Source organism: Streptomyces caniferus, assembly GCF_009811555.1.
Lineage (GTDB): Bacteria > Actinomycetota > Actinomycetes > Streptomycetales > Streptomycetaceae > Streptomyces > Streptomyces caniferus.
Genome location: NZ_BLIN01000007.1, coordinates 150447 through 175823, shown reverse-complemented (window position 1 = coordinate 175823; position 25377 = coordinate 150447). Strand labels below are relative to the sequence as shown.

The window sequence follows — 25377 nt, the reverse complement described above, 5'->3', positions numbered from 1 at the left end:
AGGCCCGCACCGTCCCGGCGTCCCGGGCCGCCCTTGACCGACGACAAGGCGACCGCCTGCGCCGTCCCTTGTTCCCTCGGGACCCTCAGGAGGGCAGGGTGTGCCCCGGAATGTTTCGCGTGCTGTTGGAGAAAGAGGTGTGGCTGGTTCGGAGGCGGAAGTGGCTCAGTTCTGCGTCGTGTCGACTTGGCCGTCGCCGTCTTCTTGCGGGTTTTCGATCTTTTCTTTCCTGCTCGCGCGGGGGTCGACCTTCCCGGTGTTCGCATCGACGTAGACGGGCTCGAGCACCGCGCTTTTGTCGTCGGTCTCAAAGCCGGTCAGCCATTGAGCGCGCCATCTTCCGGCGCGCTGGACGGCCAGCAGTTCGCTGTCGGCGATGCGCACTTTGTGGCCCTTGGGCTGTTGCAGGGCCTTGAGCGCCGTGCGCTGGGCCGTCTTCTTGTCGACGGTCAGCGCCGGCAGGTCATGAGGGTCTTCCTCAGTACGGACCAGGAGTTGAGAAACCCTGCCGGCGGTGTTGACCTGAACGTCCAGACGCATGGGCATCAAGACGCCGTCACTGTTGCGCCGCCGCCAGCTGATGATCCAGCCAAGCTCGGCCCGGTCCCCTACGGGGTATACGTGTGGCTCGGAGCCGCGCAGCTCGCGTGGGTAGTGCTCTTGGGCATAGCGGCGTGCGATGGGGAGTGCGTCCTTCTCGCTGCCGGGCTTTCGGGTGACGCCTGGGATGGGGTAGCTGGACGGGGTGGTCTTGCTGGAGCTTTCGAGGCTGACGTTGAGTTGTGCGCCGTCTGGCCAGGTGAGCTCGGCGAAGCCCTCGTTGAGGGCGATGAGCAGGGTGTCGGGACTGTCGTCGACGCCTGCTTGCAGCTGTACGTTGCTGATCTTGTAGCGGTCGCCGAAGGCTTGGCGGATGGCTCGGTGAGCTGCTGCCTTTTCCTTGTCTCCGGTGAATTGGAGGCTGGTGGCGTCGACGGCGACTGGGGTGATCCAGGTGGCTGCGGCAATGCCTGCTGCGACGAGGATGGTGGCGGAGGTGATGGCGGTGGCCCGGGCGTGGCGGCGGGGCGGGATGGCGGGGCGTTTGGCCAGCCGCAAGGCACCCCAGGCGATTGCGGTGCCGGCGAGAGCGCCCAGGGCGTTCATTTGCAAGTCGCTGCTGTCGCACCCTCGGCTGACGCCGGGGACCAGGGTTTGCAGGAGCTCGGTGCACAAGGAGAGCAGGATGCTGCCCGCGATGACCGGCAAAAGCGTGCGCAGAGCCATCAGTCCGAAGAAGCCGATGGGCGCGAAGAGCAAGAGGTTGAGCAGTCCTTGCTGGGTGGCGAACGGCTCAGCGTAGTTGCGGTTGATCACGCAGACACGGCTGGCTTCGGCTGCGGCCGCCCCGCTCGGCAGGAACAGGGTGAGAGCGACTCCCGCCGTAACGGCCGCACCGAGCGCGGCGTGGGACCACGGCCGTCTGCCGGCCCGGTGTGCGAGCCAGAAGCACAGGGCGGCGACAAGTACGACGGCTAACGCCGCTGTGACGATGAAGCCGGTCTGGTCTTTGAATATCGCGGAGAACACGAACGCAGTGTCCTAACCCTGGAGAGCTGACAGAAGGTGGTCCGTGCCCGCCCTGCCCCGCGGCGGCCGGGCACGGACAGACGGTCAGCTGCAGTCGGCCAGGGGCGTCTGGAACGTCTGCTGGCCTCGCACCTGGAGAAGACCCACGGTGCTTGAGCAGTAGGAAACGCCGCTCCAGCTACCTGTCTTGGTCGTCCCGCTGGACTGACTGAACCAGCCGCTCCAGGAAGTCGATCCCGCTCGGTTGAAACCGACGCGGGCCGTGATGCCGGAGCCGCCGGTCTTCTTGTACCAGGTGGACGCTCTGTTGTTGGTGTACTTCCGGTGGTACAGCTCACCGCTGCTCAGCGATGAGCAGGTGTAGTTGCGGCTGGCCCGTCATCGGGGCAGCTCACCATGACCGACTTCTTGGCCGTTCCCGTGGAGGCTTCGGCGTGGGCAAGCGGCATGGAGCCGATCGCTGCCAGCGTCATCCCGGTCACCACGGTCGCCCGCATGAGTTTGCTGGTCTTCATGACTGTTGCCTCCCTCGACAACCACAGCCCTGCTGTGGATGGACAGTTCAGTCGGGGGAAACGCCGCAGCGCGGCAATGTTGACCTAGAGCAGCTTGCGTGGCACCTCCGCCGGAGGGGGATCCGAGATGCACGCCATGACAGATCACCGCAAATAGTTGAATGCGCACTGACGAATCGTGCTACAAAGCCAGAAATGCGGGTCCGCCGCTCGTGTACGGCGGGACCGACGGCCAGACAGGCGGCGGCCACCGTTTCGGCGGTTGCGACTACCGACGACGGCGAAAGAGCGCACACACCAGCGGAACCAACTCCCGCAGGACCTCCGGAACGGCCTGGGGCGTAACTGCAAAGGATATGCAATAAGCGCGATAAGAGGCACCGGCGTCATGAGAGGCGGTCGGGTCTCATGCCCCCGTGGTGCCGTCGATGCTCTCCCTGAGCAGGTCCGCATGGCCGTTGTGGCGGGCGTATTCCTCGATCATGTGGACGAGGATCCAGCGCAGCGAGACCTGCCCGCCGAGGTATTCGGCCTCCCGTCCCGAGAGCTTGCCGGTGTCGTCCAGCGAAGCGTCCGCGGTCACCTCGCGGCTCCGTGCGACTTCCGCGCGCCAAAGGGCCAGCACCTCGTCGACCCCCCGGTCCGGTGCGAGCGTGAACCCGTCCGCGTCCCCCGCCTCGCTCAGCGGCGGCATGTCCTGACCGGCGAACACCCGCTGGAACCAGTTGCGTTCGACCACGGCCATGTGCTGGACGAGACCCAGTAGCGACATGGACGAGGGTGTCACCGAGGCCAGGCGGAGCTGACCGTCGTCCAGCCCAGCGCACTTGAGCGCGAGGGTGTCACGGTGAAAGTCCAACCAGCTTTCCAGCATGGCGCGTTCGTCGGCTTGCGGGGGCGGGATGAGCCGCCCGTCCGGTGTTGTCCCCATGCAGTTCACCCTTTCACAGGCCGTCGGAGGGCGGCGCAGGTAATACGGCCCGGGCACCCGGCAGCGGAGGGCCGTGCCGGGGCGGCAGGGACAGCGACGAGGAAGGTGCCGGGCCCGTACGCCCGGCTGGAGCCGGCGGCACGAAGGAGGCGGCCGGGCATGACTCGTCGGCGTGCGGGCGGGCCGCCCCTCGGCACCCGGGCCCGACACAGCCGAGCGCCCCGGGACGGAGCACAATGCTAAACATGGGTCATGACGGAATTTTTCGGGCGAGAAGGTGACGATTCCCCGACGTCATCACGCTCCCCGGGACCACACCTCCGCTCGCTGCTGCAGGTCCCCAGCGTTGCGGGCCAGGTGTTCGTGCTGCAGCTCGCCCTCGCGGTGCTGCTGGTGGTCGCGGCCGTCGTGGCTCTCGTCCTCCAGGCGGAGGGCGCGAGCATGCAGGAGGCCCGTCAGCGTTCCCTGGTCGGGGCCGCCGCCTTCGCCCATGCGCCCGGCACCCTCGGCGCCATGAAATCCCGCGACTCCACCGCGCTGCTGCAGCCCCGGGCGGAGGCGGCGCGCAAGGCCTCCGGTGTCGACTACATCGTCGCGTTCAGCCCCACGGGAATCCGCTGGACCCACCCCGACACCCGTCTGATCGGCAAGCATGTCGTCGGCGGCGCCTACCAGCCGTCGTTCCGCGACAAGCCCCACACCTCCACCTTCACCTCGGCCGTCGGTCCCGCGGTGAACACGACGGTCCCGGTCCTCGACCGGAACGGCTCGGCTGCCGGGTTCGTGTCCGCCGGGATCCGCGTCCAGCAGGCCGGCGAGCGGGTGGTGCACCAGCTGCCCCTGGTGCTCGGCGCCGCCGCCGCGGGACTGCTGGTGGTCACCGGCGGGACGGCGTGGGTGAGCCGTCGGCTGCGGCGGCAGACGCACGGGCTGCAGCCCGCCGAGCTGCGGCGGATGTACGAGCACCACGACGCGGTGCTGCACGCCGTACGGGAGGGCGTACTGATCATCGGCAGCGACGGGCGGCTGCTGCTCGCCAACGACGAGGCCCGGCGGCTGCTCGCCCTGCCCCCGGACGCGGAGCGGCGCCCGCTCGCGGACCTGGGGCTGGAGCCGCGGCTGAGCGCGCTGTTGGCCTCGGGGCGGAAGGCGACCGACACGGTGCTGCCGGCGGGCGACCGGCTGATCGCGGTGAACGTGCGGCCGACCGCTCCCTACGGCGGGCCCGCCGGGACCGTGGTGACGCTGCGGGACACCACCGACCTGCGGGTACTGGCCGGGCGGGCGGGTGTGGCCCAGGAGCGGCTGAAGCTGATCTACGACGCCGGGCTGCGGATCGGCACCACGCTGGAGGTGGGGCGTACCGCGGAGGAACTGGCCGAGGTCGCGGTCCCCCGGTTCGCCGATGTGGCCACCGTCGAGCTGCTGGAGCCGGTGCTGCGGGGCGATGAACCGGCGGCGGGGGCGGGCACCGGTCTGCGGCGGATGGCGGTCAGCGGGATCCCCGACGCCGCGGCGACCTACCGGACGGGCGAGGTGCTCAGGTTTGCGCCGGGCACGCCGATGGCGACGGCACTGGAGAGCGGCCGTCCGGTCCTGGTGGACGATCTGCGCAGGTCGGAGGCGTGGCGCCGACCTGACCCCGAGGGCACTCAGCGGGTGCTGGACGCCGGTATCCGATCGCTGATCGCCGTACCGCTGCAGGCCCGGGGCGTGGTGCTGGGGCTGGCCAACTTCTGGCGGGCCGGGGACCCCGGCGGCTTCGAGGAGGAGGATCTGGCCTTCGCGGAGGAGTTGGCCGCGCGCGCCGCGGTCGCGATCGACAACGCCCGCCGCTACACCCGTGAGCACACCACGGCCGTCACCCTGCAGCGCAGTCTGCTGCCGCAGACCCTGCCCGAACAGTCCGCGCTGGAGGTGGCCCACCGCTATCTCCCCGCGCACGCCGGGGTCGGCGGCGACTGGTTCGACGTCATCTCGCTGCCCGGTGCCCGGGTCGCGCTGGTGGTCGGCGACGTCGTCGGACACGGTCTGCACGCCGCCGCCACCATGGGCCGGCTGCGCACCGCGGTCCACAACTTCTCCGCCCTGGACCTGCCGCCCGACGAACTGCTCAACCATCTGGACGAACTCGTCACCCATATCGATACGGACGAGGCGGGGGCCGCGGACGCCGGAACCGGCGCGGAGGGCGAGGGCGAGGGGACCTGGCCGGGCGGCACGGACGGCGACGGCGAGGGGGCACCGACCCACATGGGGCGCACCGGCATCACCGGCGCGACCTGCCTGTACGCCATCTACGACCCGGTCGGCGGCCGGGCCACCCTGGCCCGGGCGGGCCACCCGGGTCCGGCCGTGATCGCCCCCGACGGCACCGTGTCCTTCCCCGAGGTGCCCGTCTCGCCGCCGCTGGGCCTGGGCGGCAGCGAGCCGGTGGAGACCACGGAACTCACCCTGAGCGAGGGCTCCCGGCTGGTGCTGTACACGGACGGGCTGATCGAGGGCCACGACCGCGATCTCGGCAGGGGCCTGGAACTGCTGCGTTCGGCACTGACCACCGCGGCGGACCGGGCTCCGGAGCAGATCTGCACGGCGGTCCTCGACACGCTGCTGCCCGAACACCCCAGTGACGACATCGCCCTGTTGGTGGCCCGTACCCAGTTGCTGGACCCCGGCCGGGTCGCCGAATGGGAGGTGCCCTCCGACCCCGCTGCCGTCGCCCGCATCCGCGCGGCATGCCTGGCCACGCTGGAGTCCTGGGGACTGGAGGTGCTCGCGTTCACCACCGAGCTGATCCTCAGCGAGCTGATCACCAACGCCATCCGCTACGGGGCCCAGCCGATCCGGGTCCGGCTGCTGTACGACCGCGCGCTGATCTGCGAGGTCTCCGACGGCACCAGCGCCTCCCCGCATCTGCGCCGGGCGGCCACCACGGACGAGGGCGGCCGCGGCCTCTTCCTCGTCGCCCAGTTCGCCCAGCGCTGGGGCACCCGTTACACCGCGAACGGCAAGGTCATCTGGACCGAGCAGGCCCTCGACGGCGGGCGCCCGGAACCCGGCCCGGACGCGGCCGACGACATCCTCGACCAGTGGGACGACGTACCTGCGCTGTGACGGGACGACGTACCTGCGCTGTGACGGGGCGAGGTACCGGCGGCGTGACGGGGCGACGCACCGGCAGCACGTCGGATGCACCCCCGTTGCCCCCTGGCTAAGCTCGGTGAAGGGGCCGAAGAACTGATCGTGGAGGCTCCCCGTGGTGCAGCTGCCCGAAGCACGTGATCTGGCTCCTCGTCTGGCAACCGGCGCGTTCATCCTCAATTCCGGGCTGACGAAGCTGCGGGCCGACCAGGCCACCGCGGAGGCCGTGCACGGCATGGCCTGTGTCGCATATCCGTTCCTGGACAGGATTCCCGCCGAGCGGTTCACCCGGCTGCTGGCATGCTCGGAACTCGCGGTCGGCGGTGCGCTGCTGGCGCCGTTCGTCCCGACCCGGCTGGCCGGCCTGGCGCTGACCGGGTTCTCCGGCGGGCTGTTCGGGCTGTATCTGCGCGTCCCGGGGATGCGGCAGGAGGGAAGTCTGCGGCCGACCCAGGACGGCATCCCGATGGCCAAGGACACCTGGATGCTGGGCATCGGGCTCGGATTCCTGGGCGCGGCCGGACGGCGGCGGAGGGCCGCGGCGGCCCGGTACCGGCACTCGGTGCACTGCCGACGGCGCCACCGGGGACGGTGCCGGTACTGAGCGCCGCAAGGGCCTCGTACCGGCCGTAAAAGGCACCGGTCAGCGGGCCAGGTGCCGGCGGACCGCCCGGACCGCGGCGGCGCAGCCCGCGCCCGTGATCCCGGCGAGGAGGAGGACCAGCAGGCCCGTCCGGTCCTGCGGCTGAAAGGCCAGTTCGGAGCGCTGGTGGAGCACGAAGCCGTCGTAGAACAGCCAGGACACCAGAGCCACGACCGGCACCACCGCCGGCCGCGCCGGCACGGACACCGCAGACGTCAGCAGGGCGAAGACCGCGAGCGCGACCGCGGCATGCGCGCTCTCACCGGTCAGCATCAGGGCGGCCACCAGCAGCGCCGCTGCCACGGCGCCGAGCGGCAGTGCGAGGTCACGGGCGAGGGCGGGGCCGGGCGGCGTCCGACGGCCCGGACGCGTACGGGGCAGCGTCACTCGCGGGAGGCGCGGGGCGCGCGGGAGGTGGGGGGCGTAGGGGAGGTACGTGTGGTGTGAGGGCGCCGGGCGGTGAAGGGTGGCCACGGGGAACACCTCCTGCTGCGGTCCCTGCGGCGGACCGGACGGTCCGGTGGGGCCGCGGAGGACCCTTGCCGCCAGCCTGCGGCTCCGGGGGCGGTGCGGGAGCTGGGAGACGCAGTCCTTGACGCCCTCCGTACGGGCGGCGGGCGCTTTCTGACACGTTCTTGACGGCCGGCGTGGACCGCCGATGTCGTCCCGCGCGGGGTGGGGCGAGGCGCCACCGAGGTGGTGATGCATACTCGCTCCTCGTTGACCGAACCGACGACCGATGATCGGCAGGAACTCCCCGCATGACCACTGTCCAGGCGGATCCCACGCCGTCCCCCACCACCGCCTCCCGACGGTGGCGCGCCTGGCTCCTGGACGGGCTGAGCAGCCAGGCCGCCCGCCACCCCGGGCCGCACGGCACCCCGCCGGCCGAGCACAAGGGCCACTCCTGGTGGCGCGTCATGTGCCTCACCGGCGTCGACTACTTCTCCACGCTGGGCTACCAGCCGGGCATCGCCGCGCTGGCCGCCGGGCTGCTCTCGCCGTTCGCCACGCTCGTGCTGATCGCGCTGACGCTGCTCGGCGCGCTGCCCGTGTACCGCAGGGTCGCCAAGGAGAGCCCGAACGGTGAGGGCTCGATCGCCATGCTGGAGCGCCTGCTGCCGTGGTGGGCGGGGAAGCTGCTGGTCCTGGTGCTGCTGGGGTTCGCCGCCACGGACTTCATCATCACCATGACGCTGTCGGCCGCCGACGCCTCGGCGCATGTCGTGGAGAACCCGTTCACCCCTCCCCTGCTGCACGGCGCGAACCTGTGGATCACCCTGGTGCTGCTGGCCGCCCTGGGAGCGGTGTTCCTCAAGGGCTTCCGTGAGGCGATCGGCATCGCCGTCGGCCTGGTCGGGACCTATCTGGTGCTGAACATCGTGGTCCTGGCCACCGCGGCCGGCCATGTGGTGTCGCACCCGGTGGTGGTCGGCAACTGGTGGGACGCGATGACCGCCCAGCACTCCTCGCCGGTGGCGATCGTCGGTGTGGCGCTGCTGGTCTTCCCCAAGCTGGCGCTGGGCATGTCCGGCTTCGAGACGGGCGTGGCGGTGATGCCGCAGGTACGGGGCGCCGCCACCGACACCGACGCGCGCCCGGCCGGCCGGATCCGGGGCACCCGCCGGCTGCTGACCACCGCGGCGCTGGTGATGAGCGGCTTCCTGCTGCTGTCGAGCCTGGCCACGACGCTGCTCATCCCGCAGAAGGAGTTCGAGACCGGCGGGTCGGCCAACGGGCGTGCGCTCGCCTACCTCGCGCACCAGTACCTGGGTGAGGCCTTCGGCACCGTCTACGACCTCTCCACCATCGCCATCCTCTGGTTCGCCGGGGCCTCGGCGATGGCGGGGCTGCTCAACCTCGTACCGCGCTATCTGCCGCGTTACGGCATGGCTCCGGAGTGGGCCCGTGCGGTGCGTCCGCTGGTGCTGATCTTCCTGGCCACCGCCTTCGGCATCACCTTCTTCTTCAACGCCAGCGTCGACGAGCAGAGCGGTGCGTATGCGACCGGTGTGCTGGTGCTGATGCTCTCGGCGTCCTTCGCCTCCACCGTCGCCGCCCGCCACCGGCGGCTGCGGGCGGCCACCCTCGGCTTCGGCGCGATCACGCTCGTCTTCGGCTACACCCTGGTCACCAACGTCATCGAGCGGCCGGACGGCCTCAAGATCGCGCTGCTGTTCATCCTCGGCATCCTGCTGACCTCGTTCGCCTCGCGTGTCCACCGCGCCTTCGAACTGCGCGCCGTACACGTCGACTTCGACGAGACGGCGGAGCGGCTGATCGGCGCCGCGATGGCGGCCGGACCGCTGCGGGTCATCGCCAACGAGCCCGACGAGCGGGATGCGGCGGAGTACCGGGAGAAGGAGTACAGCCAGCGCGAGGAGACCCACATACCCGACGGCCGGCCGGTGCTGTTCCTCGAAGTGACCGTCAGGGACTCCTCGGACTTCACCGCGGATCTGCACGTCCGGGGCGAGGAGCGGTACGGGGCGCAGATCCTGCGGGTGGAGGGCGCCGGCGTGGCGAACACCATCGCCGCCGTGCTGATGCAGCTGCGCGAACACACCGGCCAGGTTCCGCACGCCTACTTCAACTGGACCGAGGGCCATCCGTTCAGCCATCTGCTGCGGTTCCTGGTCTTCGGTGACGGCGAGGTCGCCCCGGTCGCCCGCGAGGTCCTGCGCCGCGCCGAGCCCGACCCGGCCCTGCGCCCGCGGGTCCACGTCGGCTGAAGCACGAGGGCGGACCGCCTCCGGTTCCGCGGCCCGGAGAAGGGAGCCCCTCGGCCCGGAGGGCGGCCACGGCCACCCGCGCCCGGCTCCCCCGACCGGCTGTGACAGGCTGCCCGCAGATGCCCGGCCGGTCAGGTCGCCGGGCCGAGGAGAGCGGAACCAGCGCCCATGAACACGTCGGACACCTCGGGCCGGGACGCCGTCACCCCTGCCGTACACCGCGCCGCCGTCGCGGCGGAGACCGCGAGGCTCGTGGCGGCACTGGACGGCGCCGAGCTGTCGCTGCCGGTCCCCGGCTGCCCCGACTGGACGCTCCTCGACCTGGTCCGGCACACCGGGAGTGTGCAGCGGTGGTTCTCCCTCCTGCTGCGTCAGCGCATCCAGGAGCCGCCGCGCAGCCGCGACGTGGAGCTGGAGCTGCCCGCGGACGACACCGGCTGGGCCGACTGGCTGACGGCGGCTGCGGAGAAGGCCGCCGACGCGTTCGCCGAGACGGACCCGGATGCCCCCATGTGGGCCTGGGGTGCCGATCACCATGCCCGGTTCTGGATGCGGCGGATGCTGTTCGAGACCCTGGTGCACCGCACCGACGCGGAACGCGCCGTGGGTGCCCGCACGGAGATCGACCGCGTCCTCGCGGCCGACGGCGTGGACGAGTTCCTGGTCAATCTGCCGTTCGCGACCTCCTTCGCCCCCGGCGTCGCGCACCTTCGCGGCAACGGTGAGACCCTGCGCTTCCGCTGCACGGACACGGCCGGCGACTGGCTGGTCCGCCTGCGGCCCGACGGCTTCGGGGTGGAGCCCGGCGCCGGGGACGCGGCAGCCGGGCCGGCCGACGCCGTCGTGCAGGGCGCCGCCGCGGACCTGCTGCTCCTCGTCTACGGGCGCCCGGCCCGCGACGGGGACTCCGTCGAGAAGACGGGCGACGAGGAACTGCTGGCGCGCTGGTTCACCCACTCCGCGTTCTGAGGCGGCGCACAGCGCGCCATGGCGGCGGGGGGCTCAGGTGTCACACCGGTCCGTTACCCCGCTCCGTTACCCCGGTCCGCTGCCACGACATGTTCGCCGTCTCTGTCATCGGACCGTGGCGAGGCCGTTGATCAGGCGGCCGAGCTCGGTCGGCGCCTGGAGGTGGGCCATGTGCCCCTGCCCGGGAAGCACATGGACCTCGGCACGGGTGACGCGCTGCCGGACGTCGTCGAACGACGTTCCGTAGGGGGCCGTTCCGTGGTTGCACTGGCCGACGATCAGGTCGACACGGTCCGCCCGGCGTGCCATCTCGTCCGGTGGCGGCGCCGCGTTGAGCGCGGCGAGCTCGGCGTGCGCCGGCCTGCTCAAAAGCTGCAGGGCCGCCCATGCTCGACGGTCGGCCCGCAGGGTTTCGGCCTGCGCCGCGTCGAGGCCGGCGATCCGCCGGTTCACGATCTCGACGGTGGCCGCCCAGTCCGCCCTGTCTTCGGCGGCCTTCAGATCCGGCAGCACGTGACTGCCGAACGGCCGCATCACCGGCTCGTAGGCGATCACCTGGCGCAGTGCGCGGTCATTGGCGGCAAGCAACGCGATCAAGCCGCCGTAGCTCCAGCCGAACAGTGCCTGCGTACTGGCGCATTCGTCGAGGATCAGGCCGAGATCCTCGACTTCCGTTCGCAGCGAGTAGGCGCCGGTCAACGGCCCCGACGGGGTACGGCCCCGGCGGTTGACGACCGCCACCGACGGCCAGGCGTCGACGGCGGCCGCGACGTGACGCCACGCGTGCGCGTCGCTCATCGCGCCCGGGACGACGACGAGGCCCGGAGCCTCCGGCTCCCCGTACACATCGACCGTGACCCAACTGCCCCCGCCGACGGGCACCTTCTTCTGAATCGTTTGCTCCATAAATTGATTATGGAGCAAACGCTCTACAATGCAACGGTGTCCCGACAAACCCGTGGCCGACCACGAGCCTTCGACCGCGACCGCGCGATCCTCGACGCCGCCCGCCTCTTCTGGCGACGCGGCTACTCCGGGACGTCGACCCGCGACCTCACCGCGGCCCTCGGACTCTCGACCTCCAGCCTCTACGCCGCCTTCGGCAGCAAGGCCGGGCTGTTCGAGGAAGCGGTGCGGACCTACGCCGAGCGCTACCGGGAGATCTACCGGCGGGCCGTCGCCGAGAAGGGTCTCCGGACCGTCATCGACCACCTCCTCATCGACTCGGTCGACGAGTTCACCCGGCCACGTGACGTACATCCGGGCTGCCTTCTCAGCAGTGCCGCGATGACCGACAGCACGAGCACGCTCGACACCAGCGCCCACTACGCCGAACTGCAGGGCTGGAACGAACGGGCCCTCCTCGCACGCATCGAGCGAGCGGTCCAGGACGGGGAACTCGTCGCCGGGACCGACGCAGCGGCCCTGACCGGACTCGTCCAGTCCGTCGTGCACGGCATGTCCGTGCAAGCCAACCTCGGCGCGACCCGCGAGAACCTGTTGGCGACGGCGCAGCTCGCCCACGAGCTGATCTGCCGACAACTCATCGCGCCCACACCCTGACTTGGCGCCTGGCTACGGGGCTACGCTTCCCTGCCCGTGCGGGCCGCCCGTGAGATAGCGGGTGACCATGGCGACGAGCTCGTTCTCCAGGCGGGCGGGCTCAAGAGGGTCGGGCGCGGCAATGAGTTGGTGGACGAGCAGTTCGACCGTGGAGACGACGAGCCGGGCGGCGACATACACATCGTCGACCCGGCTCTCCGGATGGTCCTCGATCAGCTCGCGGACATAGGCGGTCCGCGCCTGGTGGTACCGGGACACCTTCTCCAGCAACTCCGGGGAACGGGGCGCCTGTTCGATCATGACGCGGAGGAGCTGCGGGTCGTCCAGGTGGTTGTCGATCGAGAGGCGCACATAACCACGGACGACTTCTTCGAGGAGGCGGGGCGTCCCCTCGTCCTGTTGGCGCGCGGTGGCGGCCATTCCCGCGTCCAGGTGCCGGGTCAGCAGCTCCACCAGGATCGCGTCCTTGTTCGGGTAGTACTGGTACAGCGAGCCGATGGAGATCTGTGCCCGCTCGGCGATCCGGTTGGTGGTCCCGGCGGCATGGCCGTACTCCGCGAAAACGTGAGCAGCGGCCGCGAGAATCCGCTGCCGGGTGAGCTCGGCCCGGGCCTGACGGGGCTGTTTACGTGGCTGGAGTCCACCTCGTCCCGACGCCATGGCACCTCCTTGACAGCGCGGCGAATGCGAGTAGCGCGAGACCTGACTAATTGCTCACAATAGTGCCATGACCTGCGGCGGAGCGGACGTCGCACTCTTCTGCACGGTCGCCTGCCCGTCCTCCCCCTCCGGAAGGAGCCCCCGCGTGACGCAGACCAGCACACGCCCCCGGCGGGTCTCGCCCGCCGATGTCCGTGCCCGGCTCGGCGAACCCGAGGAGAGGATCAGAGCCAAGATCCTCGGCTGTATAGACGAGCACTTCCACCGCTTCATCGCCCACTCCCCCTTCCTGACGATGGCCACGGCGGACGCGGCGGGCCGCGCCGACTGCTCGCCCCGTGGCGACTATCCGGGGTTCGTGAAAGTCCTGGACGCGCACACGCTCGCCATCCCCGACCGGCCCGGCAACAAGCTCGCCGACTCCTTCCGCAACCTCGCCGAGAACGACGGGATAGGGCTGGCCTTCCTGATCCCCGGGCTGCCCGAGATTCTTCGCGTCAACGGCCGCGCCTACCCCACCGACGAGCCCGACGTGCTCGCCCGGATGCGGACCGAGGCGCGCGAGCCGGAGCTCGCGCTCGTGGTGGACGTCGCCGAGGCGTACTTCCACTGCGGGCGCGCGCTCCTCCGCTCCCGGCTGTGGGACCCCGCCAGCCAGGCCCTCGCCGACGAGATCCCGTCGCCCGGCGAGGTGACCGCGGCCCAGTTCGGCCTCGACACCGCCCCGGCCGACATCGACGCCGCCCTCGAAGAGGTCTACCGCAAGCTCTACTGACCGCAACGACCGGGCCTGCCCCAGGACTTCCCCTAGGACTATCCATGCAGCAAACCGTCGTCGACCGCATCGAACCCATCGCCGAAGACACCGTCACCCTCCGCCTGCGCGGCACCACAGGGCCGCTCGCACCCTGGGAGCCCGGAGCCCACATCGACCTGGCACTGCCGAACTGGCTCACCCGGCAGTACTCGCTGTGCGGAGACCCGGCCGACCGGGAGTCCTACCGCATCGCCGTACGCCACGAGCGCCTCAGCAGGGGCGGCTCGGAATACGTCCACCGTTTCCTGCGCCGGGGCCGCACCCTGGAGGTGTCCCTCCCCCGCAACCACTTCCCGCTCGTTCCCGCGCCCGCCTACCTCTTCCTCGCGGGCGGCATCGGGATCACCGCCGTCCTGCCGATGCTGCGCGCGGCGGCCGGGTCGGGCGTCCCGGCCTCCCTCGTGTACGTGGGGCGCTCGGCCGCGACCATGCCGTTCGCCGGCGAGCTGCGGGCCGCGTACGGAGAGCAAGTCCGGATCGTCGCCACCGCGGAGCAGGGCAGGCCGGACCTCGCGGCCCTGGCAGCGGGGATGGCTCCCGGCACGCTGGTCTACTGCTGCGGCCCCGCCTCGATGCTGGCCGCGGCGGAGGCCGCGTTCCCGGCCGAACGGCTGCGCGTGGAACGGTTCCGCCCGGCGCCCAAGACGTTCGGCCCCGACACGGAGTTCGAGGCGGTGTGCGCGCGGTCGGCGCGTACGGTCCGGGTGCCGGCCGACAAGACGCTGCTCGACGCCCTGGCACACGCCGGGCACCCCCTCCCGTCGGGATGCCGCGAAGGCCTCTGCGGAAGCTGCGAACTCACCGTCCTCGACGGCCGACCCGAGCACCGCGACGACATCGGCGCCCCGAAGGGCCGGATGTACGCCTGTGTCTCCCGCTCCCTGACCCCGCGCCTCGTCCTGGACCTCTGACGCGCATGCGGTCGAGAACGGGAATCATCCGTGGGCGTCGCCCGATTGTCCTGGGGCGAGGAGCACGGCCCACGGTGACCCTAAGAACGGGCGACGTCGTTGCGGTGAAGGCCCGCCCGTCGGGTACGGGCGGGCCGGTGCGCCACTGCTACTCCTGGAGCTTCTCCCGGATCGCCACCAGGGCGGCCGACACGTGCTCCTCGGTGGTCGCCTTGTCGAGGCCGAGCCCGCTGAGCACGCCTTCCCCGTTCTCCTCCTCCAGCAGCGCCAGCAACAGATGCTCCGTACCTACGTAGTTGTGGCCCAGTCGCAGCGCCTCACGGAAGGTGAGCTCAAGGGCCTTCTTCGCGTGGGCGTCGAAGGGCACGAGGGCGGGCATGGGCTCACCGGAGGGCTCCGGCAACACCACGGCCTCCTTGACCGTGTCCAGGGATACGCCCTGGGCCACGAGCACCCGTGCGGCCAGCCCCTGCGGGTCGTCGAGCAGGCCGAGCACGAGATGCCCCGTGCCGATCTGCGGGTGACCGCCCTCGCGGGCCTTGTTCTGGGACGCGACGACGACGCTCCTGGCCCGGGGGGTGAACCTGCCGAAGTCCTGGCTCGTGTCGGGCGCCGGCTCGTCCTTCGTCACGAACCGCTTCTGGGCGGCCTGTCGTGTGACGCCCATGGACTTGCCGATCTCGGTCCACGAGGCACCGGAGCGGCGGGCCTGGTCGACGAAGTGGCCGATGAGATGGTCGGCCACTTCGCCGAGATGGTCGGCGGCGACGACGGCGCTCTGGAGCTGGTCGAGGGCGTCGCCGTGCACCTTCTTGATGGCCTCGATGAGGTCGTCGAGGCGGACGGGATTGTTCATCTGAGTCGGTTCCACCATGAGGCAACCCTAGGTTGACAGTCGGAGGAGCGTCAACCCGCGGTTGACGCCTGAATGGGGCCCGGATTGCGCCAGAGCGCCACATCGCGGCCATGGCGGTCCGGCACCGCACTCCGGAGCCTGGTAATACCTCCAGCTGTGACGCCGACCGCGCCGCCCCGCCTTCATCCGTAACGCTCTGATCACGTCCCGCGGTCCGGGCGGCCCAGGGGATCACTACCGCCCGGTAAGGGGCGAGGCTTCGGCTATACCCAGTAAGCGAGTTGATGCGTGAAATCGGACAGATAGCGCACATCTCCCGCGCATCCGCCTCCGCGGCCCCTGAACGCCTTCGACTCCAAGGGGAACTGGAGATTCGTACCTATCGACCATCTGTTAATCTGCCCGCTCCTGGATGTTCCTCCATGTCCGCTCCCCCCAGGCACCCCTCGTTCGCCGGGTGCAGCGAGGTGTCCCGTACGTGTACAGCACTCCCTTTTCCCCCGCAGAGGCCAGATCCGCGCGGGCCCGGGTGGGCCTGAGCACGGCTCAGGTCGCCCAGTCCATGACGGCGTGCGGCGCGCCGGTCCGTCCCGAACTGATCGAGGCCTGGGAGTACGGCACCCAGGCACCGTCCGAGTCGCAGCTGTTCGTCCTGGCCGATGTGCTGTGGTGCCCGCCGACCGTGCTGATGGGCGTCGAGCCCCGGACCCTGGCCGAGCACCGGATGGCCCGCCAGTTGAGCGTGGAGCGGCTGGCGCAGCTGATCGGCATGGACCCGGCCGTGTACTGGGCGGCCGAGTCGGCGCAGCAGTGGAACGGCGACTACCGGCAGACCAAGGCGCTGGTGGAGGCGCTGGGGCTGTCGCTGCGCAAGCTGATCGGGGTGATGGGCCACAACGACGAGCTGGCCGGGCATCTGCGGTCGGCCATCGACGGGCGCTGGAAGGGGCATGTGGGGCGGATCAGCGAGATCACCACGCTGAACAAGACCCGGGTGAGCGATGCCCTGCGCACGATGCACGGGGAGTTCGCGGAGTTCTCCGAGCGCTACATGGGGCATGTGGTGGCACGGAACGACGACTCCCGGCTGAAGGAGGTCGCCGCCGAGCGCTCGGCGTATCTGCGCCGGCTGGTCGACCACTTCTGGGACCTGATCGGGGATGCGGGCGAGGCACCGCCGTTCAACTCCGTGGCGACCCACTGACGGGAGCGGGCGAGGGACCGACGGAAGCGGGCGGGGAGGGAACCTGGATCAGGTTCCCTCCCCGCCCGCTGCTCGTTGAGGCTCAGTGTCCGGAGGCGCCCCAGGGCGGGCCCTGCGGGCTCTGCGGCCCCTGCGGCCCGGACGGGCCCGGCGGGGTGTGCGGGCCCTGCTGGCCGTAGAGGCCCTGCTGCGTGTGCGGGCCCTGAGGCTCGTAGAAGCCCTGCTGTGCGGGCGCGCCCTGCGGGGCGAACGGGGCCGCCGGACCGTGCGCGCCGGCCGGCTCGTGCGCGGCCGGCGGGCCCTGCGCCTCGGCCGGCTCGTCGTCCTCGATCTCGTCCCAGTCGATCTCCATCGTGCTGCGGCGGGTGAAGACGTTGAAGAAGAGGTTCAGCAGGACGGCGGTCAGGCTGCCCAGGGTGATGCCGCTGTCGAGGACGGCGCGGACGTCCTCCGGCATCCGGTCGAAGAACGGCGCGACGGCGTTGGGCAGCAGCGCCGCGGCGAGGCTGACCGCCAGGATCAGGGCGTTGCGCTCCTCGCGCAGATCCACCTTGCCCAGGATCTGGATGCCGACCGCGGCGACCATGCCGAACATCGCGATCGCGGCGCCGCCGAGCACCGGGTGCGGAATCGCCGCCACCACGCTGCCGGCCTTCGGCAGCAGCCCCAGCACGATCATGAAGCCGCCGGCCGCGACCACCACGTACCGGCTCATGATCTTCGACATCCGCACCAGGCCGATGTTCTCGGCGAAGGCCACGTACGGGAAGGAGTTGAACAGGCCGCCGAGAACGGTCGCGACGCCGTCCGCGCGCAGGGCGTTGGCGACGGTGGCGTTGTCGACCTTCTTCCGGGTGATCTCCCCGATGGCGTAGACGTCTCCGGTGGTCTCCACCATGGTGATCAGCATGACGACGACCATGGCGATGATCGGGAACAGCTCGAACTTCGGCATGCCGTAGTGGAACGGCGTGCTGACACCGAACCAGTCGGCGTTGTTCACCGGACCGAAGTCCACGTCGCCGAGGAGCCAGGCGACCGCGGTGCCGGCGACCAGGCCGAGCAGCACGGCGAGGCTGCTCAGGAACGGCTTCCCCAGCCGGACCACGAGCAGGATGAAGAGCAGGGTGCCCAGCGCGTATCCGAGGTTCTTGAGATCGCCGTATCCGGGGTGCCCGATCAACTTCGCACCGCCGGCCGCGTCCTGGAGGCCCTGCGGGATGAGGGTGAGGCCGATGATGGTGAGGACGGTACCGATGACGACCGGCGGGAAGTACTTCACCAGCTTGCTGAAGAACGGTGCGAACAGGAAGGTCGCTATGCCCGCGGTGATCACCGCGCCGTAGACGACGAGCAGTCCGGCGGTCCCGCCGCCCGCCCCCATGCCGATCGCGATCATCGGCGAGACGGCAGTGAAGGTGACCCCCTGCACCAGCGGCAGCCTGGCACCGATCTTCCAGACGCCGAGGGCTTGGATGATCGAGGCGACACCGCAGGTCAGCAGGTCCGCGTTGATCAGATAGACGAGCTCCTCATGGGAGAGACCCAGGGCGTTCCCGAGGACGATCGGGACGATCACCGCTCCCGCATAGAAGGCGAGAACGTGCTGGAAACCGTAGAGGGTGAGCTTGCCGACGGGGAGCACCTCGTCGACGGGGTGGGTCTGCCGGCCGGAGACCTGCTGGGGGTTTTGTCGGGAGACTCGTGCCATCTCTGCCTTGCCTTCGCGAGGTAGGTGAATAAGAAGGAACCGGCACCGTCGCGTTCGGATGACGGACGGGCCGGCTGGGTCTTACAAAGCCGACGTTGAGCGGTGTTGCCGACACCACGTAGCCCTGCGCTGCACTTGCGTCCTGGTTCGGTAGGACTTCCTTCGACCAGCGCGGTAAATTCCGGCATTTCCATGGAATTTACATGTGGACTAATCGGAGCGTTCACCTTAGTTGACCTGCACCGTTTCTCGCGAGTAACCGGTCGCATTCGCTCGCATAAAAGCGGATCATGGCCCGAAATCCCATTTTGGGAAGGGGTTTGCCCACCTCGGCGACGAGAGCGCCGACGGGCCTGGTGGACGCGGCCGGGGCTCATCACCTGGGTGCTGCCGTCGGACTCGATGACGAGTTCCGGCGCGGTGGGCACATCCGGTCGCTCAGCCATATCCGAATTCACGGCGGAGGCCCGGGCACCCGCCTACCGGCACCTGCACACCCACCTGCGCACTCACACGCAGCGGGAGGCGACGGGAGACGACGGCTAGATGCCGACGTGGGGGTAGTTCTCGACGTACGCCTCGCCCGTCGCGCCGCGGTAGGTGCAGTTCCGCTCGGTCAGGTCGACGGTGCAGTCGACGACGCCCGCCGCCCAGAGTGCTTGTGTGAACTCGTGGTAGGCGCTTTTGCCCGCCTGGTCGGTACGGAGAGCGGCGACGACGGCCTCGGGGTCGAACGGGGCGACGTCCGTCATCCCGTCGCAGAGCGGCGCGGCCTGGTCGATGACGGGGCCGGTGCCGGTCAGGAACAGGTTGGTGGCCGAGCTCACCGTGTGGTGGTACCGGGTGACGCCGGCCTGGCGGAGGGCCTCGGCGAGGTAGGGGAAGCCGCCCGTCTCGGGGCGGAGGGAGGCGCCGCGCTCAAGAGCGGCGGCAACGGTGTCGGTGGTGGTGCTCATGAGTTCCTCCGGGAGCGAGGGGGTTCCGGCCCGGGCCGGGCCACGGTCACCATGACAACGGACTGCCAAGATGACAACATGATGCCAATGTCCCAGGTCGTCAGTGAGGAGAACGGGAACATGGCCGACGAGATGGCTCTGCTGGTGGCGGATGTGTTCGAGGCCGCGGGGGCCCTGCGCCGTACGGGCGAGGCCTTCGCCGCGGCCGAGGGACAGACCCAGGCCCGCTGGCAGTTGATGAGCGCGGTGTCGGAGGAGGCGCTCACGGTGTCGCAGGCGGCCCGTCGTCTCGGCACCGCCCGGCAGGGGGTCCAGCGCGTGGCCAACGGCCTGACCGGTGCGCGCCTGGCGGAGTTCGTGCCCAACCCGGACCACCGCACGTCCCCGCTGCTGGCCCTGACCTCCGAAGGGCGCACCACACTGCGCAGGATCACGGCGCGCGCCGAGGCGGCCCACAGGGTCATCACGGCGAAGCTCCCCGAGGGCGATCTCGCCGCCGCCCGCACCCTCCTGCAACGCCTCACCGAGGAGGTACGGGACTACGCAGCCGGTCAGAAGGGCGAGAGAGCGAAGGACGGGGAGGAGTCGGAGTGAATGCCGGGCCGGCGCACCCGGCACCGGCCTCCGCTACGGCTCCTGCACCTCGCCCGGGTGGCGTACGCGTCGCGCCGGCAGGCTGCCGAGGAAGCCGGTGACCAGCCCCCAGGCCAGGCCGACGCCCACCAGCCGGAGGAGTTGCGGCTCCAGGGTGATCTGGCCGCCGAGGTCGCCGAGGCCCATCAGGGAGAGCCCGTAGCGGGCGGAGATGCGGGTGAGCAGGCCGACGGCGAGCAGGGTGAGGGCCAGCGCCACGGCCATCTCGACGGCGTGCCGCCAGGCCGGCCGCCGGGCCGGGGAGCGGACCGCCGCGGTGAAGGCCGCGACCAGCAGCACCACGGCCGCCACCGCCACCAGGAGCCAGGCCCGGCCGTCGTGCTCGGTCAGCGAGCCGAGGTCGAGGGTCCGCTTCCCGTGCGTGCGGAGGATCTGGTCGAGGAGGTGCGGCAGGGGCAGTCCGATGGCCTTGTCGACATGCCCCACCCAGGCTCCGCCGGTGCCGATGCCCAGCGCCATCCAGGCGAGGTTCGGCAGGCCGAGGAACAGGGCGGCGAAGGTCTCGGCCGGGTGGTCCTTGGTGAGGAGTTCGACGATGCCGATCACCAGCCCGATCACGACGTAGCAGAGCAGCGTCAGCAGCATCGCGAAGGCGGGCGGCCGGACGGAGTCCTGGAAGCGCAGCAGCCGGGGGGAGAGCGGGGCCCGGCGCGAGACCAGGAAGGCCAGCACGAGCAGCGCCAGGATCCACAGCAGCCCCGCCCCGAGCGTCGCGGGCACATCGGCGCGGAAACCGACGGTGGGGGTGGCGCCCAGCTCGGCGCCGAGCTGATCGGCGAGGTCGTTGCCCACGGAGACCCGGAAGCTGTGCCGGGCGGCGAACGTGAGCAGCAGCAGAAGCACCAGCCAGCACACCGCCGTTCGGGCGATCCGGGCGACCAGCTCCGAGGTGGCGGCCACCGCGCGGTGGCGCAGCGGCAGCAGGAAGAGGGTGGCGGTGACCAGCGCTCCGGCGAGCGTGACCGACAGCGGTACGACGTCCAGGGTGGCACCGGCCTGCGCGAGGCCGCCGATGTCGCCGGAGAGACCGACCGTGCCACCGGCCGCGACCAGCACGGTGGCCGCGACCACGGAGGGGAACGCCCCGCCGGGCAGGTCCGCCGCGCCCGCCGCCCACAAGCCGAGCGCGGCCACCACGATCATGGTGACGATGCCCGCCACCGCCGCACCGAGCGCTTCGGCCCAGGCCCGGACGGCGGGCGGTACGCCGCGGCGGCGGACCGGACCCGGCGAACCGGCCGGCGCGGGGCCTCGCATCTGGCTCACGCTCTCTCCTGCCGGTCACGGGACCGCGTACCAACGATCCGTCTGGAAGGACACTTTGAAGGACACCTTGGCCGACATGCGCTCCCCTGCACGGAGCCGGCACGGGGACCGCACCACGCCGATTCCGAGACGTCTCCGGCATGCGCGGCATGCACGCACCACCGTAAGCACCGGCGCGCCGCCCCGCTTGCGGACGCCGTCTCCCCCGGGCGCGAAAGGGCCTCAGCCTTGACGAGAGCGGGCAAAATTCGCGTCGCCGGATGGCCCATACGCGTCGGACGAGGTGCCCGTGACGTCTCCACCGCCGCCCGACAGCCGCTCGACGGGGGCCGTCGGGCCCGCTCTCCGGCTCGCCCTCCGAGCCTCGCACGACCCCGTGCTGCCCGTCCCTCGCGGCGCCCCTCGCGCGCTCCGCCGCCGGTCCGATATCGAAATGTGTCCTATTGATCGGGCACTCCGGACAACCCGCGGAGCACACAGACCCTCTGGCTATGCGGCGGGTGCATGAGAAGCCCTTGACGGTTGCCTCCTCACAGGGCCGTGCGCCGCCACCGTCAGCTGTTCTGTTTTGGAGGGACCCCGTGTACGCCGGATCACGCCGCCACCCCGCCCGGTTGATACCCGCTCTGATAGCGGCGGGCACGCTGTTGTGCGCATGCGGCCCGGGTGCCGACGGGTCGAAGGCGGACCAGCCCGCCGCGAAGGTGACCGTCACCCCGGCCGCCGGCACCACCTCGGCCAAGCTCGGCTCGCAGATATCCGTACGGGCCGACGGTGGCAAGCTCACCTCGGTCGACGTCGAGGACGACAAGGGCGGTACGGTCACCGGGAAGCTCACCGGTGACGGTGTGTCATGGAAGTCGGACGGCAAGGTCAAGCCGCAGACCACCTACACCGTGCGGACCAAGACGAAGTCGACGCAGGGCGCGGAGTCCACGGCCACCTCGAAATTCACCACGGAGCGGGCCGGCAAGGTCAACAAGCTCACCAACACCCCCGGCGGCGGCCAGACCGTGGGCACCGGAATGCCGATATCGATCCTCTTCGACCGCCCCGTGGCGAAGGACCGGCGCGCGGAGATCGAGAAGGCGCTGAAGGTCACCACCCAGCCGAACGTCACGGGCGCGTGGGGCTGGGTCAAGGACTACTCCGGCAAGGACCGGATCGACTGGCGCCCCAAGGACTACTGGCCCTCCGGCACCAAGGTCTCCGTCAAGGGCGCGCTGTCCGGGATCAACTCCGGTGACGACGGCGGCTGGTTCGCCCGGGACTACAACTTCGGCTTCCGCATCGGCGCCGACCACAAGGCCGTCATCGATGTGCCCTCGCACACGCTGACCATGTACGAGAACGGCAAGAGCGTCGGCACCATCACCGGCTCCGCGGGCTCCCCGCAGGACCCGACCCGCGGCGGGGTGCACACCGTACGCAGCAAGAACGCGGCCGAGACCATGGACTCCGCCACCATCGGCCACGGCAGCGAGTGGATGCTGGACTCCAAGTGGGTCACCCACCTCACCGCGTCCGGGACCTTCCTGCACTCCGCCCCGTGGAACAAGTCGCTCGGCGTGGTCAACAACAGCCACGGCTGCTTCGGCATGTCCACCTCGGACGCCAAGAAAATCTACGACTTCCTGCCGATCGGCTCCACGGTCGAGGTGAAGGGCACCTCCAACACCAACAAGACCGACGTCGGCAACGGCCTGGAGGTCTGGCAGGAGAGCTGGCAGCAGTGGCAGCAGCGCAGCGCGCTGCAGCACTGATCCCGGGCGGCCCGGCCGGTCATCTGAGGTCCCTGCGGGGGCCACGGGTGCGGGTGAGCAGCAGGAAGACGGTGGCCAGGACGGCGACGGCCTGGGCCAGGGCCGCGAGCCGTTTGTCGGCGCTCCAGTCCGGTTCGTACATGTCGGGCAGCGGTCCCGGTGCGCCGCTGTCCACGTAGGTGTACAGGAGCAGCAGCGCGAGGCCGCCCGTGGCGACGAGCCAGGCGAAGGTGTCGGCGGCCGGGCGGCGCCAGACCAGCACCAGCAGGGCGGCGAGCGCGGCCAGTGCGGCCTCGATCCGGAAGAGCATGCCCTGGCTGATGGTCGCCGTGACCTCGTCGTACCGGCCGGCGAGCCGGGCGTGGACGTAGGCGTCCAGGGCCAGACCGGCCGCCGCCAGCAGCCGTGCGACACCGCGGGCGATCCGGCCGGACCGCCCGCGCCGCGGTACGGAGGTGTCTGGTGCCACGGCTCCTCCAAGCCTCTCGGTGCGCGGCGGTGGCCGGGTCAGCGGACGGTGAGCGTGGCCTTCATGTACGGGTGGATGGTGCAGGTGTAGGTGTAGCGGCCGGCCCGTCCTGGCGCCCTGAAGGTGGTGGTCCGGCCCGGCTTGATGCCGCCGGTGTCGAAGAGCTTGGTGCCGGTGGCCGTCACGGTGTGCGTGGTGGAGTCCTCGTTGACGACGGTGACCGTGCTGCCGGGCCGTACGGACAGGTCGGCAGGCCGGAACGTGAAGTCCTTGATGGTGAGGTGCGTGCCGGCCGGTACGGCGGTGCCGGTCCGTGCGGTGGGGGTCCGGGACCGTGACGGGGCGGCCCCGCCGCCGGGGTTCGAGCAGTCGCCGACGCCCGCGGCGAACAGGGCGACGGTGGCCGCGGCGACAGCCGTCCTGGCGATCTTCTTCATCGGGCGTCCGTCTCCTTCGGTCCGGCCGGTCCGGCCCCGTCGGGGCCATACACAGCTCAATAGACCGCAGACGCCGCCGCCCGGCCATCCGGGCGGCGGCGTTCGGCGTAGCGGGCGGGCGGGCGACAGGGTCGACGGCCGGCTGGGGCCGGGGCCGTTCCGTACGCGGCGGGGCCGTGCCGGTCAGCGGATGTCGGTCGCCGTACGGCGGTAGGTGGAGCGCCGGTCCTCGATCCGGTCCCAGCGGTCGCCGTAGACGGTCTCGGTGATGCCCGGCTCCCGCAGGAAGTCGTGCGGGAAGCCCAGGGGGACCGCGCTGCACCGGTCGAGCCGCTCCTGTGCGTCGGCGTCCAGCGTGACGTCCACCGCGCCGAGGTTGTCGAGGAGCTGGCTCTCCTTGGTGGCGGCGATGATCGGGATGATGTTGCCGGGCCGGCCGCGCAGCCATGCCAGCGCCACCTGCGCCGGGCTCCAGCCGCCCTGCTCGGCGATCTCCAGCACCGCGGTGACGGTCTCCTCCGCGTTGTGGTCGCGCTGGTTCTCCTCGCCCACGATGTCGCTCCGGCCCCGCTCACCGCGGCGGTACTTGCCGGTGAGCCGGCCGGCCGCGAGCGGCGCCCAGGCCAGCACGGCGAGGTCGAAGGCGCGGGCCTGCGGGAGCAGTTCGCGCTCCGGTGTCCGCTCCAGCAGGTTGTAGCGCAGTTGCGAGCCCGCGAACGCGGTCCAGCCGCGCAGCTCGGCGAGGGTGTTGGCCTGGGCGATCTCCCAGGCCGGCCAGTCGGACACCCCGATGTAGAGCACCTTGCCCGAGCGCACCACGTCGTCGAGCGCGCGCATCACCTCCTCCACGGGCGTGAAGTTGTCCCGTGCGTGCACCCACAGCACGTCGAGGTGGTCGGTGCGCAGCCGGTCCAGGCTCTCCTCCACCGACCGGACCAGGTTCTTGCGGTGGTTGCCCGCCGCGTTCACCTCGCCCTTGCGGGTCGCGCAGGTGTACTTCGTCGCCAGGACGAAGCTGTCCCGGCGGCCTTCGAGCAGTTCGCCCAGAATCCGCTCCGAGGCGCCGTCGGTGTAGTTGTTGGCGGTGTCGACGAAGTTGCCGCCCGCGTCCGCGTAGGCGTCCAGGATCCGGCCGCTGGTGTCCTTGTCCGCGCCCCAGCCCCAGTCGTCGCCGATGGTCATGGCGCCCAGGCTCAGCTCGCTCACCCGCAGGCCGGTCCTGCCGAACAGTGTGTAGCGCACGTGGTTCCCTTCGTTCAGCGCAGCTCTCCGGTGGTGCGCTCACGCTAGGAGCTGGAGCGCACTCCAGCACAAGGCGCGGCCCGGCGGCGGTGTCCGGATCCGGGCCCGCCGGGGGGGCACGAGCGGGGCGGGGCGTTGACGCCATGGCCTAGGGTGGCCGCAGCAACTGGTTCGCCCTGTCCGCCAGGCAGGCGCGTCGCAAGAGGGAACCCGGTGGGAATCCGGGACTGCCCCGCAGCGGTGAGTGGGAACGACCGCCGTCATACGCACTGGGCCCGGCCGGGTCTGGGAAGCGACGGCCAGTAGATGTCCGCCCTTGGCGGATGTGCCCACGAGTCCGAAGACCTGCCAGTGCCCCCGTGCGACCG

At 70.8% G+C, this 25377-nt stretch carries 23 protein-coding genes and 1 riboswitch; of the genes, 10 read left to right on the top strand and 13 right to left on the bottom strand.

The genetic code is table 11. The features are described 5' to 3' along the window. Nucleotides 1-165 precede the first annotated feature (165 nt). The 3 genes from Scani_RS38930 to Scani_RS38920 all read right to left on the bottom strand — a co-directional run bounded on the left by Scani_RS38930 (nt 166) and on the right by Scani_RS38920 (nt 3015). Nucleotides 166-1569 carry a VanZ family protein gene (locus Scani_RS38930; RefSeq protein ID WP_159482752.1) on the bottom strand — a complete coding sequence of 468 codons (1404 nt, stop codon included), beginning with the start codon at nt 1567-1569 and terminating at the stop codon, nt 166-168. A 344-nt stretch (nt 1570-1913) separates the two neighbouring features. Then, entirely contained in the window at nt 1914-2084 is a 171-nt protein-coding gene (locus tag Scani_RS38925; RefSeq protein ID WP_159482751.1) for a hypothetical protein, read from the bottom strand. Between the two features lie 406 nt (nt 2085-2490). Then, nucleotides 2491-3015, bottom strand: coding sequence for a DinB family protein (locus tag Scani_RS38920; RefSeq protein ID WP_174872857.1), 525 nt, complete (start codon nt 3013-3015; stop codon nt 2491-2493). 252 nt (nt 3016-3267) lie between these two features. Here Scani_RS38920 and Scani_RS38915 point away from each other — a divergent pair, with 252 nt between their 5' ends. Next, nucleotides 3268-6129 carry a SpoIIE family protein phosphatase gene (locus Scani_RS38915; RefSeq protein WP_159482750.1) on the top strand — a complete coding sequence of 954 codons (2862 nt, stop codon included), beginning with the start codon at nt 3268-3270 and terminating at the stop codon, nt 6127-6129. A 142-nt stretch (nt 6130-6271) separates the two neighbouring features. Further along, a complete protein-coding gene (locus Scani_RS38910) occupies nt 6272-6760 on the top strand; it encodes a hypothetical protein (protein WP_159482749.1) in 489 nt (162 codons plus the stop codon). Between the two features lie 39 nt (nt 6761-6799). Here the strand turns inward: Scani_RS38910 and Scani_RS38905 are convergent, their stop codons facing one another. Continuing rightward, nucleotides 6800-7273 carry a DUF4118 domain-containing protein gene (locus Scani_RS38905; RefSeq protein WP_246296517.1) on the bottom strand — a complete coding sequence of 158 codons (474 nt, stop codon included), beginning with the start codon at nt 7271-7273 and terminating at the stop codon, nt 6800-6802. Nucleotides 7274-7560: 287 nt separating this feature from the next. On the opposite strand from Scani_RS38905, the gene Scani_RS38900 reads away from it, so the two are divergent. Together Scani_RS38900 and Scani_RS38895 are read left to right on the top strand one after the other, a co-directional pair. Next, on the top strand, nt 7561-9531 hold the full coding sequence (locus Scani_RS38900; RefSeq protein WP_159482748.1) for an APC family permease: 1971 nt from the start codon (nt 7561-7563) through the stop codon (nt 9529-9531). 168 nt (nt 9532-9699) lie between these two features. Beyond that, nucleotides 9700-10500, top strand: a complete 801-nt coding sequence (locus Scani_RS38895; RefSeq protein WP_159482747.1) for a maleylpyruvate isomerase family mycothiol-dependent enzyme — start codon at nt 9700-9702, stop codon at nt 10498-10500. A 105-nt stretch (nt 10501-10605) separates the two neighbouring features. Here the strand turns inward: Scani_RS38895 and Scani_RS38890 are convergent, their stop codons facing one another. Further along, complete coding sequence (locus Scani_RS38890; protein ID WP_159482746.1) at nt 10606-11406, bottom strand: alpha/beta fold hydrolase; 801 nt, start codon at nt 11404-11406, stop codon at nt 10606-10608. Between the two features lie 36 nt (nt 11407-11442). Between Scani_RS38890 and Scani_RS38885 the strand changes: the two genes are divergently transcribed. After that, a complete protein-coding gene (locus tag Scani_RS38885; RefSeq protein WP_159482745.1) occupies nt 11443-12063 on the top strand; it encodes a TetR/AcrR family transcriptional regulator in 621 nt (206 codons plus the stop codon). Between the two features lie 12 nt (nt 12064-12075). On the opposite strand, the gene Scani_RS38880 is transcribed toward Scani_RS38885, so the two are convergent. After that, on the bottom strand, nt 12076-12723 hold the full coding sequence (locus Scani_RS38880) for a TetR/AcrR family transcriptional regulator (protein ID WP_159482744.1): 648 nt from the start codon (nt 12721-12723) through the stop codon (nt 12076-12078). 145 nt (nt 12724-12868) lie between these two features. Between Scani_RS38880 and Scani_RS38875 the strand changes: the two genes are divergently transcribed. After that, nucleotides 12869-13498 carry an MSMEG_1061 family FMN-dependent PPOX-type flavoprotein gene (locus Scani_RS38875; RefSeq protein WP_159482743.1) on the top strand — a complete coding sequence of 210 codons (630 nt, stop codon included), beginning with the start codon at nt 12869-12871 and terminating at the stop codon, nt 13496-13498. A gap of 44 nt (nt 13499-13542) precedes the next feature. Next, a complete protein-coding gene (locus Scani_RS38870; protein WP_159482742.1) occupies nt 13543-14451 on the top strand; it encodes a PDR/VanB family oxidoreductase in 909 nt (302 codons plus the stop codon). A 148-nt stretch (nt 14452-14599) separates the two neighbouring features. Here Scani_RS38870 and Scani_RS38865 read toward each other — a convergent pair whose 3' ends face one another. Then, nucleotides 14600-15325: a Clp protease N-terminal domain-containing protein gene (locus Scani_RS38865; RefSeq protein ID WP_159482741.1), complete on the bottom strand. Its 726-nt coding sequence runs from the start codon at nt 15323-15325 to the stop codon at nt 14600-14602. 460 nt (nt 15326-15785) lie between these two features. Between Scani_RS38865 and Scani_RS38860 the strand changes: the two genes are divergently transcribed. Then, nucleotides 15786-16511, top strand: coding sequence for a transcriptional regulator (locus tag Scani_RS38860; RefSeq protein ID WP_246296516.1), 726 nt, complete (start codon nt 15786-15788; stop codon nt 16509-16511). Nucleotides 16512-16593: 82 nt separating this feature from the next. Here Scani_RS38860 and Scani_RS38855 read toward each other — a convergent pair whose 3' ends face one another. Both Scani_RS38855 and Scani_RS38850 read right to left on the bottom strand, forming a co-directional pair. Next, entirely contained in the window at nt 16594-18222 is a 1629-nt protein-coding gene (locus Scani_RS38855; RefSeq protein ID WP_159482740.1) for a nucleobase:cation symporter-2 family protein, read from the bottom strand. Nucleotides 18223-18764: 542 nt separating this feature from the next. Continuing rightward, nucleotides 18765-19178 (bottom strand): DUF1398 family protein, encoded by a 414-nt coding sequence (locus Scani_RS38850; RefSeq protein ID WP_159482739.1) that lies wholly within the window; start codon nt 19176-19178, stop codon nt 18765-18767. A 78-nt stretch (nt 19179-19256) separates the two neighbouring features. On the opposite strand from Scani_RS38850, the gene Scani_RS38845 reads away from it, so the two are divergent. After that, nucleotides 19257-19772 (top strand): MarR family winged helix-turn-helix transcriptional regulator, encoded by a 516-nt coding sequence (locus tag Scani_RS38845; protein WP_246296515.1) that lies wholly within the window; start codon nt 19257-19259, stop codon nt 19770-19772. A 33-nt stretch (nt 19773-19805) separates the two neighbouring features. Here the strand turns inward: Scani_RS38845 and Scani_RS38840 are convergent, their stop codons facing one another. Then, entirely contained in the window at nt 19806-21098 is a 1293-nt protein-coding gene (locus Scani_RS38840) for a streptophobe family protein (RefSeq protein WP_159482738.1), read from the bottom strand. A 581-nt stretch (nt 21099-21679) separates the two neighbouring features. Between Scani_RS38840 and Scani_RS38835 the strand changes: the two genes are divergently transcribed. Continuing rightward, complete coding sequence (locus Scani_RS38835) at nt 21680-22861, top strand: L,D-transpeptidase family protein (protein WP_246296514.1); 1182 nt, start codon at nt 21680-21682, stop codon at nt 22859-22861. Between the two features lie 19 nt (nt 22862-22880). Here Scani_RS38835 and Scani_RS38830 read toward each other — a convergent pair whose 3' ends face one another. The 3 genes from Scani_RS38830 to Scani_RS38820 all read right to left on the bottom strand — a co-directional run bounded on the left by Scani_RS38830 (nt 22881) and on the right by Scani_RS38820 (nt 25009). Beyond that, the gene (locus tag Scani_RS38830; protein WP_159482737.1) at nt 22881-23330 is read right to left on the bottom strand and encodes a hypothetical protein; all 450 of its coding nucleotides are present in this window, start codon (nt 23328-23330) and stop codon (nt 22881-22883) included. Nucleotides 23331-23368: 38 nt separating this feature from the next. Continuing rightward, nucleotides 23369-23767 (bottom strand): cupredoxin domain-containing protein, encoded by a 399-nt coding sequence (locus Scani_RS38825; protein ID WP_159482736.1) that lies wholly within the window; start codon nt 23765-23767, stop codon nt 23369-23371. Between the two features lie 183 nt (nt 23768-23950). After that, nucleotides 23951-25009: an aldo/keto reductase gene (locus tag Scani_RS38820; protein ID WP_159482735.1), complete on the bottom strand. Its 1059-nt coding sequence runs from the start codon at nt 25007-25009 to the stop codon at nt 23951-23953. A gap of 165 nt (nt 25010-25174) precedes the next feature. Next, a riboswitch (cobalamin riboswitch) is annotated at nt 25175-25362 on the top strand. Nucleotides 25363-25377 lie beyond the last annotated feature (15 nt).

Coding starts and splice junctions, on each gene's coding strand:
- Scani_RS38900 (WP_159482748.1), top strand. CDS start 7,561: ATGACCACTGTCCAGGCGGATCCCACGCCGTCCCCCACCACCGCCTCC.
- Scani_RS38880 (WP_159482744.1), bottom strand. CDS start 12,723: ATGGCGTCGGGACGAGGTGGACTCCAGCCACGTAAACAGCCCCGTCAG.
- Scani_RS38870 (WP_159482742.1), top strand. CDS start 13,543: ATGCAGCAAACCGTCGTCGACCGCATCGAACCCATCGCCGAAGACACC.
- Scani_RS38855 (WP_159482740.1), bottom strand. CDS start 18,222: ATGGCACGAGTCTCCCGACAAAACCCCCAGCAGGTCTCCGGCCGGCAG.
- Scani_RS38925 (WP_159482751.1), bottom strand. CDS start 2,084: ATGAAGACCAGCAAACTCATGCGGGCGACCGTGGTGACCGGGATGACG.
- Scani_RS38850 (WP_159482739.1), bottom strand. CDS start 19,178: ATGAGCACCACCACCGACACCGTTGCCGCCGCTCTTGAGCGCGGCGCC.
- Scani_RS38825 (WP_159482736.1), bottom strand. CDS start 23,767: ATGAAGAAGATCGCCAGGACGGCTGTCGCCGCGGCCACCGTCGCCCTG.
- Scani_RS38915 (WP_159482750.1), top strand. CDS start 3,268: ATGACGGAATTTTTCGGGCGAGAAGGTGACGATTCCCCGACGTCATCA.
- Scani_RS38865 (WP_159482741.1), bottom strand. CDS start 15,325: ATGGTGGAACCGACTCAGATGAACAATCCCGTCCGCCTCGACGACCTC.
- Scani_RS38845 (WP_246296515.1), top strand. CDS start 19,257: ATGATGCCAATGTCCCAGGTCGTCAGTGAGGAGAACGGGAACATGGCC.
- Scani_RS38895 (WP_159482747.1), top strand. CDS start 9,700: ATGAACACGTCGGACACCTCGGGCCGGGACGCCGTCACCCCTGCCGTA.
- Scani_RS38920 (WP_174872857.1), bottom strand. CDS start 3,015: ATGGGGACAACACCGGACGGGCGGCTCATCCCGCCCCCGCAAGCCGAC.
- Scani_RS38890 (WP_159482746.1), bottom strand. CDS start 11,406: ATGGAGCAAACGATTCAGAAGAAGGTGCCCGTCGGCGGGGGCAGTTGG.